Raw genomic sequence first — 16,306 nt, 5'->3', positions numbered from 1 at the left:
AGGTTATTGATTGGCTAAAATAGTAATCAGCTTATCCTCCACCTTTTTTCCTTTTGAATCTTCCATTAAGTTATTTAGAAGGATTGAAAAAATTAAGGTTTGTCCACTTTTTGTTTTCACGTAGCCTGATATTGAACTCACCGTTGAAATGGTCCCCGTTTTTGCGTAAACTTTTCCTCGAACCAAAGAATCCTTCATCCGATTTCTTAAAGTTCCGCCGACCATCTTTTCACTTTCACCGGCGACAGGTAATGAGTGAAGATAACTAGGAAACCACTTTTCCTTTTGGACGGAGAATAACAGCTGCGTCAGCTGGTTGGCTGGAATCAGGTCAACATGGGAAACGCCTGAACCATCCCTAAGCACCAATGTTTTGGGGTTAACTTCGAATTTTGTAATTTCATTTTTTAAAACGCTTAGTCCCTTTTCCCAGCTTCCTTCCCCTTTTACGACTCGACCCATTTCCTTAATTAATATTTCAGCATGGACGTTATTGCTCAGTTTCATAAACGGAACCAGCAGCTCAGATAACGGCATCGATTGATGTGTCGTTAAAATTCTTGCGGTGTCAGGCACCAATCCTGTTTTTAGTTTTCCTGTCACCTGTATTCCGTGTTCTGTTAAGGATTGGTTCAAAAGAGACACGGCATAACGAGTGGGTTCCCAGACACCAATCCATTCCTTTTCTGTTTTTGCCTTTGTTGGGATGGTTCCTTCGATTGTTATGATGTTCCTCGCGTGTTCCCGTTCGATGGTGATATCCTTTTTACCATCCTCTGGAACGGTTACCGCGTGGTTGATTATTTTTAGAAAGTTGGTTTTTGGGGTTATTTTCACTGTAGTCTTGTCCCCATTTTTCGTACCAGGCACCACCTCGACTTTGATCGATCCGGCATCAAAATCCTTCGTTGGTGAGGCGGTGAGTGCCGAAATCTGTGCCCCATAATGGGTTGTTTCGTCGCTCCAAGGCAGGTCGAGCGAATAGCGGACACTATCATACCAGGAATCGTCTCCTACAAGATTCCCTTTAATCTTTTTGATGCCGCGCTTCTGAATATCCTCAGCCATTTTATCAAAATCAGATTTTAATAAAGTTGGATCTCCCTTCCCTTTTAAATATAGATTTCCGTTTAGAGTTTTCTTTTTTACCGTGCCATCCGTATGTAACTCCGTCGTGAAGGTGTGGTCTTCTCCGAGGATAGTAAGGGCGGCAGCAGCTGTTAATAGTTTCATATTGGAAGCAGGTCTTAGGCGGACGTCGCCTTGGTGGGCATAAATGATTTTTCCTTCCGCAGCGGTACGGATGCTTATGCCTGCAATTGCTCCTTTTAACGCAGGTTCGTTATTTATTAGTTGATTAATCTGCTGGGTCATTTTTTCGTAGCCGTACATGGCGTTTACTTTTATAGAAGGAACGGATGCGGCAAGCACCGTAATGAAGATGAGGGTGTAATATTTAAGTCTGTTAATCAAGCTTTGGTTCCAGCCTTTCCTTTTTCCTTAGAGTTTGTCCGAAAATAACAAATAATATCATAGATGTTTTTTTATTGGACAACCGCAAATCCCAATTTTTGTCTAAATGCACAAAACCCATTGAAAATGGCACAAAAACTGGTGAAAATGACACAAAACTATCCCAAAATGGCACAACCCCCCTTCAAAATGGCACAAAAACAAAATTCACCCGCTACACTGTCAAAAATAAAGTGTAATTTTATACGATTCTCTTCACCACATGGATATTTTTACTAAGATAATCCCAATTCTGCGGTGCCGGCAAACTTATTTGCCAAAAAGTCGTCCCAGCTAATTGATACATATCAATTAACCTATACTTTTCTATAAAACTCCTAATATCTTCAAACCATACCACATGCTCCTCACTACCCTGCCAGTAGCGAAACCAAGGTGCCCTAGCCGTGATATCAAACTCGATGTTCTCAGGCAGTGATATCGCTTTATTTTGAGCAGCAAGTACCGATAAGGCTTGGGTTGCATTCGTACCAACAACCTTGTCATACCCATATAACGCCACGGCGATTTGCAGTTTACGAGAATTAATTTGTGTCACCGAGTATTGAATCACTTGCTCCAGCCACGGAATCGGGGCAATCGGCTCGGGCGGCCCCCCCGGGTAGCCATAATCCATGGTCATCACCGCCACGATATCAGCCACCTTGCCAATCGACGCATAATCATAAGCACCAATGATTCGATTCGTTGGAATATCAGCTGTTTTGGCGTGAACATTTACTTGTAAAATAAGCCCGTCTAAGCTGCGCTTTAATTCTGTTAAAAATAAATTGAAATCATTTCGTCTAGCCGGTGGAATAAATTCAAAGTCGATACTGACGCCACCGAACCCTCTTTGCCTGGTTAAGTTGACCAAGCTCGCTACCAAATTTCCCCGATAGGTTGGATTTTCCAGGACACGCCCTGCCAACTCCGCGCTGAAATCATTTCCGATAAGATTTCGGACCATCAATAATGGGATGATCTTCAATTGATTACTTCTTGCAACCAGGGCTGCATCCTCGCTCACATTAAACGCATAGCCTTCCTCTGTAAACGTATAAGCGACAATCGCTAAATAGGTTAATTGGTTAGCTAAACTATTGATTGTGGAAAGGTTTGCACTTTCAGATGCTGGCACTAAAAACCCTAGTGTTTCGAGAGATAATCTTATTGGAGTGGGAACATTTATGATTTGGCCGATTACGAGCAGGTTAGGATTAATCCCTGGATTTGCAGCGAGAATAACCGAAGGATCGACCCTAAATTGTTGAGCCAGCTGCCAGATGTGATCGCCTGCTTTAATTTGATAGTAGCGGAGTGGAGACAAGACATCCGGAAGATAAAGTGCAAGACCCGGGACGATGGAACTTGCTGAAGGTAACCCATTTAGCTCTACAATCGTTTGAATTGAAACCCCGTACCTCGTGGATATTGCCCACAAATTTTCACCTGCGATAACAACATGAACAGCCATCTTCTCACACTCCTTCATTACTATCATATGGGCGAAAGATGATAAGTTATTACAATAGAAAAACGAACTTGCCGACTGACAAGTTCGTTTTCCTAAACCTATAGTCGCGGGTCAATCGGATCCGATTCCAGCGCCAGCACCCCTAATACACATTCATGGTAGCGCTCCAATGACTCTCTTCTAATAAAACGATTCACCGCTTCCACACCTAAGGCAAATTCCTTTAAAGCATTTCGTTGTTTCTTACCTGCATTTCGCTGCTTAAGACGGGCCAGATTTTCTGGTTGTAAATAATCGATGCCATAGATGATATGCAAATATTTTCGACCTCTTACTTTAATGGCCGGCTGGAGGAGCTTACCTTTATGTCGTGCCACATAAGACTCCGGTTTCACAACAAAGCCTTCATGTCCATCCTCCGTCATTTCTTCCCACCACTTTATGGCCGATTTCATGGAGTCTTCATCGTTAACAATTCGATATTCCGTTTCCAAGAACAAATTTGATAGGACGCTGAATTCTTTGTTTTTCTCCATATGCCACTTGTGCGGTTTATCGAAAAAGGTTTCATTACTGTGAGCAAGTGTATGAAAAGGGGCAATTTGAATACCTGCTAATCCTTCCGTTTCCCAGCAATACTTTTGATACACTTCGTTAAACACTTGGGCATTGCGTATCTTTTCATCCGTTTCCTCAAGCCAACTTGAAACATCCTTACCGTTATCCAAAGCTTTTTTCAACTGTTCCTGTAATTTACTGCGATCAAGCAATGCCATCTCACCAACATGAGCATATTGATTCATAATTAATTCTTTTGCTTTTAAATTCCACGGAAGGATCTCAGCGTCCATCAGGACAAAATCAGTGTTGTATTTTTCAAAATAACCACTCAAGTCAATATTTAATACTTGTAATATTTGTTCTTCCAGTTCCTTTTTGAAAAAGGCCCGGCCAGTCCGCGTGTATATCGAACCTAATGTTTCCCTGCCGATATACTCTTTAGCGATTTCTTTATTTTTAAAAAGAAACAAAATGCCGCGGCTGCCCATATGCTTTTTCTCGACAACCATCGTGTCAACACCATTCGCCTGATAGTATTCAAATGCTTCAATCGGATGCTCTAAGTATCCTGCTAAACTCGATGGTTTCGGTGTCGGGCTCATCGTAGGCGGAAGATAGACAATCTCCTCAAGCGGCAATGTGTAATGGGAAAGGTCATCCAGTGCTGATTTCGTACTATCCGCATAAATTGCAATCTCCCCATATAGTTCCGTTAATACCGAATATCCTTCTAAAAATTTTGCGATATTGGGCGGTGCCAGCCTTTTACTTTCCAATACCTTTAATGGATTGTCCGACACATTTGCAAAATCGGCTTTCGCTTTGACAGAAACAAATTTCCTTTCCGGAAAACAATATGCCGTTAGGTTGCCACCAAAAACGACTCCTTGGTCAATATTGAGGGTGTTATTAACCAATAATGGCTGCGTCCTAGGATCATGCCCCCAGAGAATAAGTTCGCTGGACTGATGAGCAATTGACCAATCTTTTCGGACGGGTTTGCCGTTTTCGTCAAGGCCATCCGAGTCTCCGTACCGACAGAAATCGGAAATGCGCGGCGATTCTTTGCCGATATAATGGTCTTTGATTCCTGCATGGACTGCAACAGCGACGTTGACTCCATTTTTCTGGATAATGTAATGTGATTTAGCCTCTAACAGCATGTCTCTTATTTGTTCCTTTAAACGATCGGCCTCATCTTTACCAAATTTACCTTCATAATCATCAAATTCAGCCTTTACATTTTCATCACCATGAGCAAGCGTAACATTCTTACCGTCAAGCCAGCGGGCGATTTTCCAACCATGATTACTGTCAATCATATAGGCAAGTCCTGCTGCCACATGCTTTTGAAAAAATTGCAGCGTCTCGATCGAACGAGGTCCCCTACTCATCACATCTCCAAGGGAAAGGATTTTCCGTCCTTCTGGATGGATAAAATAACCCTCTTCATTTTCTATATAACCAAGCTTTGACAAGATTTCGCTAAACTCTTCAAAGCAACCGTGAATATCCCCAATAAAATCAATGCCATTGCCAACATCAATTAGTAATGGATTACCAAGTCGATTCACATTTAAGACTTGCAATTCTTCTTCACCGAATATGTAGCATCGCCGAAAGCCCTCCTTTTTAATGGAGCGAATCGTCTTCTTGAAATGTTGGTATTGCTGCTTGATACGGTTTTTACCTCTTGGGAAATCCCTCTCTAAGTCACGTCTGAGTAATTCAGTTTCTGCCAAATTCAGCACGATTGCAATGGCCGGAACATGATACCTCTTTGCCATTTGCAGGTATTTTTCACGTTCGTAATCACGTAAATGAGTAGCATCGATAAAGGTTAATTTATTGAGGCGGCAACGTTTGGCAATGATATAATCCATCGCTTCAAAAGCTTCTTTTGAAATTTGTTGGTATTCATTAAAAAGAGCATCTGCTTCATATTTAGGTCGCCGATTCCAATCAATAAATTCAGCATCGCTAACTAAAACACGGAACTGATCGGAACTTACTACTTCCGATGCATAAATCTGTTGTTCTTGCATTAATTGATTTATTAAAGTCGTTTTACCCGAATTGGACGGGCCTACAAGTAAAACGATACCCGCATGAGGCAAATTAATTTTCGCCATCATCCCTCCTCCCTTCTGAAAATAACCATTTGAGTAGGATGCCCGTATAGTTGGTTTTCTTCACCGATGCCTTTATAACTTACTTGGTATGGATAGATTTTTGTCAAATCTTCCACTTTTTGGTGAAGCTGAGCCCTTGTCCATTCAAAGCGATGATCGTGGTGTCTCATTTCCTCATTCATATCATAGACAACATTGTATTCTTGGTTAGGCGTGGTCACGATCAACACTTCTGGTCGATAGTCTTTAAAAATCGTCTCGAATACCCTTGTTAACCGGTATTCATCAATATGTTCAATCACTTCACATAAAACCATGACATCCTTGTTACTCAACCGTTCATCATAATAAAATAACGATCCTGCTAAGGACTTGGGTTCTACAAATCCACGTTTCGCCTTTGCATAGTCGAATCGTTCCAATGCCTTTAACCGAGCTTTATTCGATGGTTCAACAGAAATTATCTCTTGCACCCCTTTAATAAATCCAAGCTGAACAGATAACTTCCCTTCACCAGCACCAAAGTCAACAATAGTGGCTTTTTTTGGCAGGGCCTCAATATTTTTAATAATCGCTTCGTAACGAAGGTCATTTAAACGGATTTTCGGAGGTTCATGCTTCTCCTCGGTTTTCGTCTCTTTTTCATAGAATCTTGACTGAGAGATCACCTTTTGAAACCGTAACGAACGTTTTAAAATCAGCGCCTTTTGTGGATGTTCCTCTAACCATCCTTCCCCGTAGCGGTCCAACTTTTCCAATTCTCTTTCGTCAATAAAATAATGCTTATAGTTATCAATAACGGGAATTAAAATCGAAATATGTTTAAGTGCATTCTGGAGCGTTTGTTTCCCTAACAAGGTTATAAATCGGGCAGAGCTTTTTTCGCGAATAAAACTTTCCCCGTATTCCATCTTGATGGTGTAACCCATTGGAGCAAATAACGATTCAAGTTCCCTAATGCTCAAATCAGTAGCAATCGGCCCAAAGGTTAATTCCATTTCAAAGGAATGCTCGACCCATGAAGCATATTCCTCTGCTGGTTTCCCATTCAGTGCAGTCCCCAGCGCTTTACGAATCGAGGAAACAAAAATACTGCTTGCCGCAAACTCGCGGTCATTTATGTAATGGGTAATATCAAAAGAATCAGGTGAGTTTTTCACTAGGTCAATTGGATCCGTTTTAACATAGACCAAAAACTGTACTTCCTCGCTTGAAAAAGTCGGGTAGACCAGACGGACAGTCAACCCTTTCTCTCCACGCTCATATAGATTATTCGGATTTTTAGCTATAAGGTAAGAAACCGCTTCAACACCAGGGCCTCTTACTGTTAATGATAGTTGCATTCTTTTTCACTTCACTTTCATGGAATGAATTATCAGAGTTTTATTTTAACATATTTACATTAATTTGGTTTTAATTGAAGAATAACCCGGGTTCCTAAGGTTAGAACACCGGGTTATTCTTAATATTCATCATATCGATATCTTCTAGTCTTCGCTGCATAACAGGCCTCACAAGTCGGAAACGAATGATCCCATGGCAGCTTCTTTCCGCAGGTTTTGCATTTTTTAACGAATTTATTTATATCCGTCTTTAAGCGGTCCTGCACTTTATCGCTGACCTCTTCTCTTAGCCGCTCCCAATAGATTGCTGTCGTTCGCTCCCCTAATCGATATAAAAATAAAAGATGGAGACCAATTGCTTTGTAACTGAGTTCTAATTCCTCCAAGCTTCGTTCCTTTACAATCGGTTCTGGGAGTTCTCTCCCATGGATAATAGCATACATTTTTTCTTCCCATTGCTTCGTTAATACTGGCTCATTTTTTGAAAAAGGAAGATGTAAAAATCCATAAAGGTCCATTAAGGATAAACGTGCTTCAATTTCAGTACCTGCTACCATTTGATACAACGACTTTTCCTCGGCAAGAGCAGCTTTTTTCGTTCCGTTTGGACTTTCAAATTTCCCCCATAATTCAAAAAATGTACCTAAGTCGTGATAATACCGTTGAAAGCGTTCAAAAACTGAATTGGTTGGTGCAATTGCAAATGTATGAACAGGCTCATCCTCCTGCAAAAGCAAGTTTCTCATTTTTCTGATATCACTAGTAAAGGCTACTTTGCCAATATTGTAAATACCTTTTCGACCTGCACGTCCAGCAATTTGCTTCACTTCTTGTGATGTCAGCAGTCGTCGTCTAGTCCCATCAAACTTATCATTTTCTAAAAAAACAATCCGTCGAATCGGCAGATTTAAGCCCATTCCAATCGCATCTGTAGCAACGATGACTTTTGTTTTTCCAGTGTTGAATTGCTGAATTTGCTTTTTTCTTGTTTCTGGCGGCATGCTGCCGTAGATCATGCTGACAGTATGTCCGTCATTTTGCAGTCGTGAGGCGGTTTCAAGTACGCGCCTTCGTGAGAAACAAATCAGCGCATCGCCTTTTTTAATGTGTTTAATATGAAACTCCTTCGTTTCAACCTCAAGAGGAGTATCACGGCTGTATTCATGAACTTCGATATTGGAATTACCTAAAAGCTGGAGCAGCATGGTTTTTGAATTCCTGCTGCCTATGATATGGACTTCCTCTGCATTAGCTTTCGTGATTGCCTTATACCATGAAAAACCACGATCTTTATCTGTAATCATTTGTGCTTCATCAATGACGATTATTTCATAAAACTCTTTTTCGTGAAACATTTCCACGGTGCAGGAAGTATGATTTGCACCTGGGGTGATTTTTTCCTCTTCCCCAGTTTTTAAGGAACACGGCGTCCCCTCAGCGTTTAATTTATCAAATACCTCAAGTGCTAATAATCGAAGCGGCGCTAAATATAACCCGCTATAAGCATCTTTCATTCTTTCGAGCGCATGATGGGTTTTCCCTGTATTGGTTTCGCCGATGTGCAAGACATAACGGACCTGACGTTGTAACGAAGGGTCGTATTCCGTTGCAAAGATTTCCTTCATCATTCGCTCTTCTTCTGCTTTTTTCCGCTCGAGTTCTTCTTGCGCTTCTTTTTGTTTTTCCTCGCGCGCTTGGAAGTCTTTTTCAAAAATTTCTTTATGAACCTTTGCATCAAAAGGTAATTCTGCCAAACGTATTAAGTCCGACAGGTATTCAGCTTGGATATCCTCAATAAAATAACCCTCGACATCATAAAGAACCTGAGCAATGCTGCCCTTTACGAAGGACGACGATAGTTTCTCAAGAAAGGTTTCATGAAAATCATCCTTAAGTTTTTCAGAAAGCTGCTCTAATATTTTTTCCGGAATAAGCTCAGACAAATAGTCAGCAATTAAGCTTTCATAAACGAAAAAATAGGTTTGATATTCATAAAAACTCCTGCCCCAATTCAAAGTTTTATGGATATCCCCTGTCAGTTCTTCAAAAAAGGTGGCAACAGTTGTATAGGCTGAGGGGTTAAAATGGCCTTCATCCACTAATTTTTCTTCTAATGCAAAGGTATCAACCGATTGAAACTTTACATTATTTTGTAGGTCAGCCACTAGTTGTATGGCAACGAAGTAACGAACATATAAATAAAACAGCTCATATTGTTCTTCCAAGATCCCAACAGCGGCATCTTCAATCTCACTTCTGATCACTTGCTTCTGTTCTTCGAGCTGTTTTTGTCCTTCTCGTTTTATAAAATTAACCTTCGCCTCCCGATACTGTTTCTCCCACTCTTCTTCTTTACCTGAAAATGTTTCATGAACCCACCCCATCGTATCAAAGACATGATAGGTTCGCATTTCATCCCTAAATAACTTATTGATTAGTTTTTTGTCGATTCCCTGTACCTCGAAGCCTTTATCAGTTAAATATTGCTTTTTTTCATTCCTTGGAACATCATTGGTCGACTTATTTAGCCAAACATTGGTCCAAATTTGCTCAACATAATGATTTCTGTCAGTTAGGTATTGTTCAAAGGTTGGCAGTGTTTCTTTCGTTTCGAAATAATGGTTAATATCTTCATACACTTTCAATTTTGTATGTTCTATCGCTTGAGGGTATATAGTGGTTATTTTATTCATTTATTTCCCTCCTTTTCTAGAAAATGTTTTGTTAAGTCCATTCTATCACAAAACAAAAAACCGAACAAGCATTCGGTTTTAAAGTTGATGCTGGCTGCAATATTGATCCACCAGGTCTTCGATTTGATCCAGTTCAGGAAACTTCCCTGAGAAGTGGAATTTAATTTCCTCGATGAAGTTATCCTGATTATATACATGAATGGCCCCATTTTGTTGAATGACACTAAATTCTGGTACAAATCGATAACCGCTGCGTTCAATAGCCCCCATTGTAAGTCCCCTTTCAAATAATTTTTTATAGTATTTGCATAAAATGGGCGTCTATCCAATTACATCACAATAAAAAAGGGATGGTGCATACTGCAACATCCCTTGTTCTTCCTTTATGCTGTTGTAAAAACTTCTTGTTTATTTTGCTCATGTCGAATGGTTGCTTGTGCTGCAGCCAAACGTGCTAGTGGTACGCGGTATGGTGAACAACTGACATAATCTAGGCCGGTTTTGTAGCAGAATTCAATCGAGCTCTTTTCTCCGCCATGCTCGCCGCAAATACCTGTTTTTAAGGACGGTTTTGTTCCACGGCCAAGCTTCACGCCTGTTTCAACTAGCTTACCAACGCCTTCTTGATCAAGGACAGCAAACGGATTATCCGGAAGCACTTTATTTTCAATGTAAGCTTGCAGGAACTTGCCTTCCGCATCATCACGGCTGTAACCAAATGTTGTTTGTGTTAAATCATTGGTCCCAAACGAAAAGAAGTCAGCTTCCTCGGCAATTTTATCTGCAGTTAAAGCAGCACGCGGGATTTCAATCATAGTTCCAATCGTGTACTTGAAGCTTTTTCCGGTTTCTTCTTGAACAAGAAATGCTGCATCAATCACTAATTTACGCATATCCTTTAATTCATTCACATGACCGACCAAAGGAATCATGATTTCTGGTTGCACTTCGATGCCTTTGTCAGCGAGCTTAGCTGCTGCATAGAAAATTGCTTTTGCTTGCATTTCATAAATCTCTGGGTAAATCATCCCAAGACGGCAACCACGGTGGCCAAGCATTGGGTTAAACTCATCTAATTGGCGGACCTTTTTCAGCAATTGCTCTTTTTTCTTCAATTCTGGTGATTGTGGATCTAAAATCTGAAGCTTCGTTACTTCCACTAACAGTTCCTCTTTATCCGGTAAGAATTCATGTAATGGTGGATCAAGTAAACGGATAGTTACAGGTAATCCTTGCATAGCTTCGAAGATTCCTTCAAAGTCCCCTTGCTGCATTGGCAATAACTGGTTCAAAGCTTCCATTCTCTCATTATAAGTTTCAGCAAGAATCATTTTTTGCACGGTTGGAATCCGTTTTAAATCCATAAACATATGTTCAGTTCGGCATAAGCCAATTCCGCCTGCGCCAAATTCAAATGCCTTTTTTGCATCTTCTGGGTTATCTGCATTGGCACGGACCCCTAATTTACGCTCTTGGTCTGCCCATGCAAGCAACATTTGGAACTCATCCGATAGTTCTGGGTCAATCATTGGAATCTCCCCAAGCATAATTTCACCAGTAGAGCCATCAATCGTTATGATATCTCCATAATTAATAACTGTCTCACCAATTGTAAATTGTTTAGCTTTCAGATCTATCTTTAATGCTTCACATCCGCAAATACACGCTTTCCCCATCCCACGAGCGACTACTGCAGCGTGGCTTGTCATGCCGCCACGGCTAGTCAAAATTGCTTGCGATGCAACGATACCATGGATATCATCTGGAGTGGTTTCAGGACGAACAAGAATTACTTTTTTTCCATCATTGTTTAATTGCTCCGCTTCATCGGCATTAAACACGACTTGACCTGTCGCTGCACCTGGTGATGCTGGCAAGCCTTTTGCTAAAACTCTCTTCTCAAATTTGTCGTCAATCCGGCGATGCAGCAGTTGATCTAATTGTTCTGGGTCAACACGTAGCAATGCCGTCTTTTTATCAATGATTCCTTCTTCGACCATTTCCACGGCGATTCGAATCGCTGCTTGCGCCGTTCTTTTTCCATTACGGGTTTGCAAGATAAATAACTTACCACCTTCAACCGTAAATTCGATATCTTGCATTTCTTCGTAATGCTGTTCCAAGCGCTTGCAAGTATCAGTGAATTGCTTATATACTCCTGGCATTTCATCTTTTAAAGTAGCGATTGGCTGTGGAGTACGAATCCCTGCCACAACATCTTCCCCTTGGGCATTGATTAAGTATTCACCGTAAAGGACATGCTCACCAGTCGATGGATTTCTTGTGAATGCCACACCTGTGCCTGAATCATTTCCCATGTTGCCAAACACCATACTTTGAATATTTACAGCTGTTCCTAAATGGTCAGCAATTTTGTTAAGGCGACGGTAGACAATCGCACGCTGATTATTCCAAGAGTTAAAGACTGCATGAATCGCAAGGAATAGCTGCTCTTTTGGATCTTGCGGGAAATCCTTTCGTTTATGCTTTTTGACTATACCTTTATAGCCAATAATCACTTCTTTCCAGTCATCAGCACTCATTTCTGGGTCAGAGGTATAGCCTTTTTCCTCGCGTATTTCTTCTAATAATTGTTCAAAATAGTAGGTATCGATATCTAGTACAACATTACTAAACATCTGTATGAAACGACGGTAGGAATCATAAGCAAACCGTGGATTATTGGTTAATTCTGCTACTCCGATAACGGTTTCATCGTTCATTCCAAGATTCAAGATGGTATCCATCATGCCAGGCATGGAGAAAACAGAACCGGAACGTACGGAAACGAGCAAAGGATTTTTTGGGTCGCCAAGCTTTTTGCCCATTTTTTCTTCTAGACGGGTAAGAGCCTCTAAAGTCTGGACTTCAACAAAGGTTGGAATGGTTTTGCTAGCTTCATAGAATGCATTGCAGGCCTGTGTAGTGATTGTAAAGCCATACGGAACTGGAAGACCAATACGCGTCATTTCCGCTAGGTTTGCCCCTTTTCCCCCAAGTAACCCCTTCATATTGCCATTTCCTTCATGAAATAAATAAACGAATTTTTCCATTATTAGTAGCTCCTCTCTTTTTTTAACACGTCTAAAATTAAGCCAGCTGTTTCTTCAACAGCTTTATTTGATACATCAATAACAGGACAGCCTAAGCGCTTCATTACTTTTTCAGCATGATCAAGCTCCTCAAGAATTCTCCCAAAGCTTGCATAGTTAGCCTGTGAGGCTAACCCTAAAGCCTTTAGACGTTCCTTGCGAATTTCGTTTAATTTATCTGGTGATATTATTAATCCAATACAATTCTTACGGGGTATTTCGAATAATTCATCTGGCGGCGGCACCTCTGGAACCAAAGGAACATTGGCCACTTTAAAGCGTTTATGTGCTAAGTACATAGACAAAGGTGTCTTCGATGTACGTGAGATTCCGACTAGAACAATATCCGCCTTTATGATTCCTCTCGGATCACGCCCATCATCATACTTAACGGCAAATTCAATTGCTTCAATTTTCCTGAAGTATTCTTCGTCCAATTTTCTCATCAATCCAGGTCGATGATGCGGCTGTTTATTGAAGCTTGTTTCAAACGCATTCATCAACGGACTTAGTAAATCTACAGCAAAAATGCTCTCTTCTTTTGCACGTCGATCTAAATACTCTTTTAATGATGGAATAACGATCGTATAGGCAATAATCGTACGTCCCTTTTTTGCTAGTAAAATGATATCTTCAATATCTTCAAAATCATCCACATAGGAATTACGGCGAATTTCTACCTGCCCGCCATTAAATTGTGTTGCCACTGCTTTTACTACAAACTCAGCTGTTTCACCTACTGAGTCAGATACAACATAGACAACTTCTTTCTGTACCAAAATGGCAGCCACTCTCCTTAGTATGAATTGTTTTCCATGATTTCTAAATATGCCCGCGTAATGGTGGTTTTGGTGATTCTTCCTACCAGCAAATATGTACTCTTTTGCTCCTCTATTTCCTTAACAACTGGCAAAGAGTCAATGCGATTATGGATCATCTTTTTGGCTGCTTCGAGCAAGGTCTCTTCAGGATTAATTGTAATAATATTTGGCATTCTAGTCATGATGACACTGACAGGCAATTCATTTAGATTTTGATTTCCTAGTGATGCTCTGAGCAAATCCTTACGGGAAACAACCCCTGCTAGATGTCCTTTTGTATCAACCGCATAAAGTGTGCCCACATCCTCTAAAAAGAGCTGCACGATCGCATCATACACGGAGGTTGATTTCTCAACTACAATTGGATGGGCTTTATAATCCGTTACCTTTTGGTGGATAAACCTTTTAGCCTGTTGCTTTGCTTCAAAGCTTTCATTAAAAAAATAACCTACTCGCGGCCTTGCATCTAAGTTACCTGACATCGTTAAAATGGCAAGATCGGGTCTTAGTGCAGCTCTTGTTAATGAAAGCTTCTCTGCGATGTCTTTTCCTGTAATGGGCCCGTTCTGTTTAACAATCTGGAGGATTTCATTCTGACGTTTAGATAATTTAATAATTACCACCCCCTTATCTACATTAAATATGTTATATTCAATAGATTCATTGTAAATGTGTTATACTTATTTATATATAGTATATTACATTATCTTATAAACCGAAACAATAAGTTTTATATTTTTTTACAAAATATTAAACTATTTTTTTTAAAGTAAATAAGAAACCCCGCCGGTATCGACGAGAAAGGGGTTCCAAAAAGAAAGCCATTCTTGTCTTCATAAGGTGGTAAGCTTTTCATGAGGACAAAAATGCTAAGCAAAATTCAAAATTTGTCCTCATGGTATGTTCATGAGGACAAAAATGCTAAACACAATACAAAATTTGTCCTCATGGTGTATTCATGAGGACAGAAATGCTAAGCAAAATTCAAATTTGTCCTCATGGTGTGTTCATGAGGACAAAAATACTAAGCAAAATTCAAAATTTGTCCTCATAGTATGTTCATTGAGGACACCATGGGTTGAAGGTTCAAACATAAACTAGCAGAGACAATAAAAAAGTGAAAATATAAAAAAAGGCACAAAAAAATTCCAAGTATATACTAGGAATTTTTTTGTGCCTTTTTGACAGGGGCAGTAGGAATTGAACCCACACTGAAGGTTTTGGAGACCTTAGTTCTACCTTTAAACTATGCCCCTAAACATGGTGGAGGGGGACGGATTCGAACCGCCGAACCCGGAGGGAGCGGATTTACAGTCCGCCGCGTTTAGCCACTTCGCTACCCCTCCACATATAAAAAATAATAAAACTGGAGGAGGAAGAGGGATTCGAACCCCCGCGCGGTGTTACCCGCCTGTCGGTTTTCAAGACCGATCCCTTCAGCCAAACTTGGGTATTCCTCCATGGAAAAAGAAAATCATATAATAGTATTTTGGTAGCGGCGAAGGGAGTCGAACCCCCGACCTTTCGGGTATGAACCGAGCGCTCTAGCCAGCTGAGCTACACCGCCAAAAAAATAATATTATTAAGGTGGAGCCTAGCGGGATCGAACCGCTGACCTCCTGCGTGCAAAGCAGGCGCTCTCCCAGCTGAGCTAAGGCCCCAAAATATTCTGAATAAAGAATGGTCGGGAAGACAGGATTCGAACCTGCGACCCCTTGGTCCCAAACCAAGTGCTCTACCAAGCTGAGCTACTTCCCGATAATATGACGAACTGGGCGCTAATTTGATGTGTTAAATTACCTTCGATAAAACATGGTGCCGAGGACCGGAATCGAACCGGTACGGTAGTCACCTACCGCAGGATTTTAAGTCCTGTGCGTCTGCCAGTTCCGCCACCCCGGCTAAATATTTGGAGCGGAAGACGGGATTCGAACCCGCGACCCCCACCTTGGCAAGGTGATGTTCTACCACTGAACTACTTCCGCATATATGGATGTTTTTTTCTAACGCATAAAACTATGGTGCGGGTGAAGGGAGTCGAACCCCCACGCCTTGCGGCGCCAGATCCTAAGTCTGGTGCGTCTGCCAATTCCGCCACACCCGCATAGTAAAAGAAAAATGGTGGAGGATGACGGGCTCGAACCGCCGACCCTCTGCTTGTAAGGCAGATGCTCTCCCAGCTGAGCTAATCCTCCATATATACCGCCTGGCAACGTCCTACTCTCACAGGGACGCGTGTCCCAACTACCATCGGCGCTGAGAAGCTTAACTTCCGTGTTCGGTATGGGAACGGGTGTGACCTTCTCGCCATTGCTGCCAGACTATTTTTTTAGAGGAATCATTCCCTCAAAACTAGATAATGCAGAAGAAGTTTGTAAAAACGAGTATGCCTTAAAAATTGGTTAAGTCCTCGAACGATTAGTATCAGTCAGCTCCACATGTTACCACGCTTCCACCTCTGACCTATCAACCTGATCATCTTTCAGGGTTCTTACTAGCTTGCGCTATGGGAAATCTCATCTTGAGGGGGGCTTCATGCTTAGATGCTTTCAGCACTTATCCCGTCCGCACATAGCTACCCAGCGATGCCCTTGGCAGAACAACTGGTACACCAGCGGTGCGTCCATCCCGGTCCTCTCGTACTAAGGACAGCTCCTCTCAAATTTCCTGCGCCC

General features: G+C 41.3%; 10 protein-coding genes, 10 tRNA genes and 2 rRNA genes. All 22 read right to left on the bottom strand.

Annotated features, from left to right (window positions below; all coding sequences use genetic code 11):
- Window positions 1-3: 3 nt before the first annotated feature.
- Complete coding sequence (dacB, locus tag J7E63_RS25565) at window positions 4-1,473, bottom strand: D-alanyl-D-alanine carboxypeptidase/D-alanyl-D-alanine endopeptidase (RefSeq protein WP_251033768.1); 1,470 nt, start codon at window positions 1,471-1,473, stop codon at window positions 4-6.
- On the bottom strand, window positions 1,466-1,648 hold the full coding sequence (locus J7E63_RS25560; RefSeq protein WP_215017681.1) for a hypothetical protein: 183 nt from the start codon (window positions 1,646-1,648) through the stop codon (window positions 1,466-1,468). Before J7E63_RS25560 ends, dacB begins: the two co-directional genes overlap by 8 nt.
- Before the next feature lie 66 nt (window positions 1,649-1,714).
- Window positions 1,715-2,989, bottom strand: a complete 1,275-nt coding sequence (locus J7E63_RS25555) for a LysM peptidoglycan-binding domain-containing protein (RefSeq protein ID WP_215017679.1) — start codon at window positions 2,987-2,989, stop codon at window positions 1,715-1,717.
- Window positions 2,990-3,087: 98 nt separating this feature from the next.
- Window positions 3,088-5,682: a polynucleotide kinase-phosphatase gene (locus J7E63_RS25550; protein WP_215017720.1), complete on the bottom strand. Its 2,595-nt coding sequence runs from the start codon at window positions 5,680-5,682 to the stop codon at window positions 3,088-3,090.
- On the bottom strand, window positions 5,682-7,025 hold the full coding sequence (locus J7E63_RS25545) for a methyltransferase domain-containing protein (RefSeq protein WP_215017677.1): 1,344 nt from the start codon (window positions 7,023-7,025) through the stop codon (window positions 5,682-5,684). The genes J7E63_RS25550 and J7E63_RS25545 overlap by 1 nt, the downstream gene beginning before the upstream one ends.
- 119 nt (window positions 7,026-7,144) lie before the next feature.
- Window positions 7,145-9,718, bottom strand: a complete 2,574-nt coding sequence (locus tag J7E63_RS25540) for a DEAD/DEAH box helicase (RefSeq protein WP_215017675.1) — start codon at window positions 9,716-9,718, stop codon at window positions 7,145-7,147.
- A 78-nt stretch (window positions 9,719-9,796) separates the two neighbouring features.
- Window positions 9,797-9,988: a YbxH family protein gene (locus tag J7E63_RS25535; protein ID WP_168244672.1), complete on the bottom strand. Its 192-nt coding sequence runs from the start codon at window positions 9,986-9,988 to the stop codon at window positions 9,797-9,799.
- 113 nt (window positions 9,989-10,101) lie between these two features.
- Entirely contained in the window at window positions 10,102-12,771 is a 2,670-nt protein-coding gene (ppdK, locus tag J7E63_RS25530; protein ID WP_215017673.1) for a pyruvate, phosphate dikinase, read from the bottom strand.
- Window positions 12,772-12,773: 2 nt separating this feature from the next.
- Window positions 12,774-13,589 (bottom strand): pyruvate, water dikinase regulatory protein, encoded by an 816-nt coding sequence (locus tag J7E63_RS25525; protein ID WP_098935093.1) that lies wholly within the window; start codon window positions 13,587-13,589, stop codon window positions 12,774-12,776.
- 17 nt (window positions 13,590-13,606) lie between these two features.
- The gene (ccpN, locus tag J7E63_RS25520; protein WP_374193801.1) at window positions 13,607-14,248 is read right to left on the bottom strand and encodes a transcriptional regulator CcpN; all 642 of its coding nucleotides are present in this window, start codon (window positions 14,246-14,248) and stop codon (window positions 13,607-13,609) included.
- Between the two features lie 568 nt (window positions 14,249-14,816).
- Window positions 14,817-14,887, bottom strand: a tRNA-Trp gene (locus J7E63_RS25515).
- Between the two features lie 5 nt (window positions 14,888-14,892).
- Window positions 14,893-14,977: transfer RNA gene (locus J7E63_RS25510), tRNA-Tyr, on the bottom strand.
- Between the two features lie 21 nt (window positions 14,978-14,998).
- Window positions 14,999-15,091 (bottom strand) — tRNA-Ser (locus tag J7E63_RS25505).
- A gap of 30 nt (window positions 15,092-15,121) precedes the next feature.
- Window positions 15,122-15,198 (bottom strand) — tRNA-Met (locus tag J7E63_RS25500).
- A 21-nt stretch (window positions 15,199-15,219) separates the two neighbouring features.
- Window positions 15,220-15,292, bottom strand: a tRNA-Ala gene (locus J7E63_RS25495).
- A 20-nt stretch (window positions 15,293-15,312) separates the two neighbouring features.
- Window positions 15,313-15,389: transfer RNA gene (locus tag J7E63_RS25490), tRNA-Pro, on the bottom strand.
- Window positions 15,390-15,444: 55 nt separating this feature from the next.
- Window positions 15,445-15,533 (bottom strand) — tRNA-Leu (locus J7E63_RS25485).
- An 8-nt stretch (window positions 15,534-15,541) separates the two neighbouring features.
- A tRNA-Gly gene (locus tag J7E63_RS25480) sits at window positions 15,542-15,616 on the bottom strand.
- Between the two features lie 34 nt (window positions 15,617-15,650).
- Window positions 15,651-15,735 (bottom strand) — tRNA-Leu (locus J7E63_RS25475).
- Window positions 15,736-15,750: 15 nt separating this feature from the next.
- Window positions 15,751-15,826 (bottom strand) — tRNA-Val (locus tag J7E63_RS25470).
- Window positions 15,827-15,835: 9 nt separating this feature from the next.
- Window positions 15,836-15,952: ribosomal RNA gene (gene rrf / locus J7E63_RS25465) — 5S ribosomal RNA — on the bottom strand.
- Window positions 15,953-16,029: 77 nt separating this feature from the next.
- Window positions 16,030-16,306 (bottom strand): 23S ribosomal RNA (locus J7E63_RS25460); the annotation flags it as partial.

This window comes from Bacillus sp. ISL-75 (assembly GCF_018613095.1).
The sequence above is the reverse complement of the archived record's forward strand: the minus strand, read 5'-3'. Positions and strand labels throughout refer to the sequence as shown.

Excerpts from the sequence above, each read along its gene's own strand:
- J7E63_RS25555 (WP_215017679.1), bottom strand. The coding sequence starts at position 2,989 with ATGGCTGTTCATGTTGTTATCGCAGGTGAAAATTTGTGGGCAATATCC.
- J7E63_RS25550 (WP_215017720.1), bottom strand. The coding sequence starts at position 5,682 with ATGGCGAAAATTAATTTGCCTCATGCGGGTATCGTTTTACTTGTAGGC.
- J7E63_RS25545 (WP_215017677.1), bottom strand. The coding sequence starts at position 7,025 with ATGCAACTATCATTAACAGTAAGAGGCCCTGGTGTTGAAGCGGTTTCT.
- J7E63_RS25540 (WP_215017675.1), bottom strand. The coding sequence starts at position 9,718 with ATGAATAAAATAACCACTATATACCCTCAAGCGATAGAACATACAAAA.
- J7E63_RS25535 (WP_168244672.1), bottom strand. The coding sequence starts at position 9,988 with ATGGGGGCTATTGAACGCAGCGGTTATCGATTTGTACCAGAATTTAGT.
- ppdK (WP_215017673.1), bottom strand. The coding sequence starts at position 12,771 with ATGGAAAAATTCGTTTATTTATTTCATGAAGGAAATGGCAATATGAAG.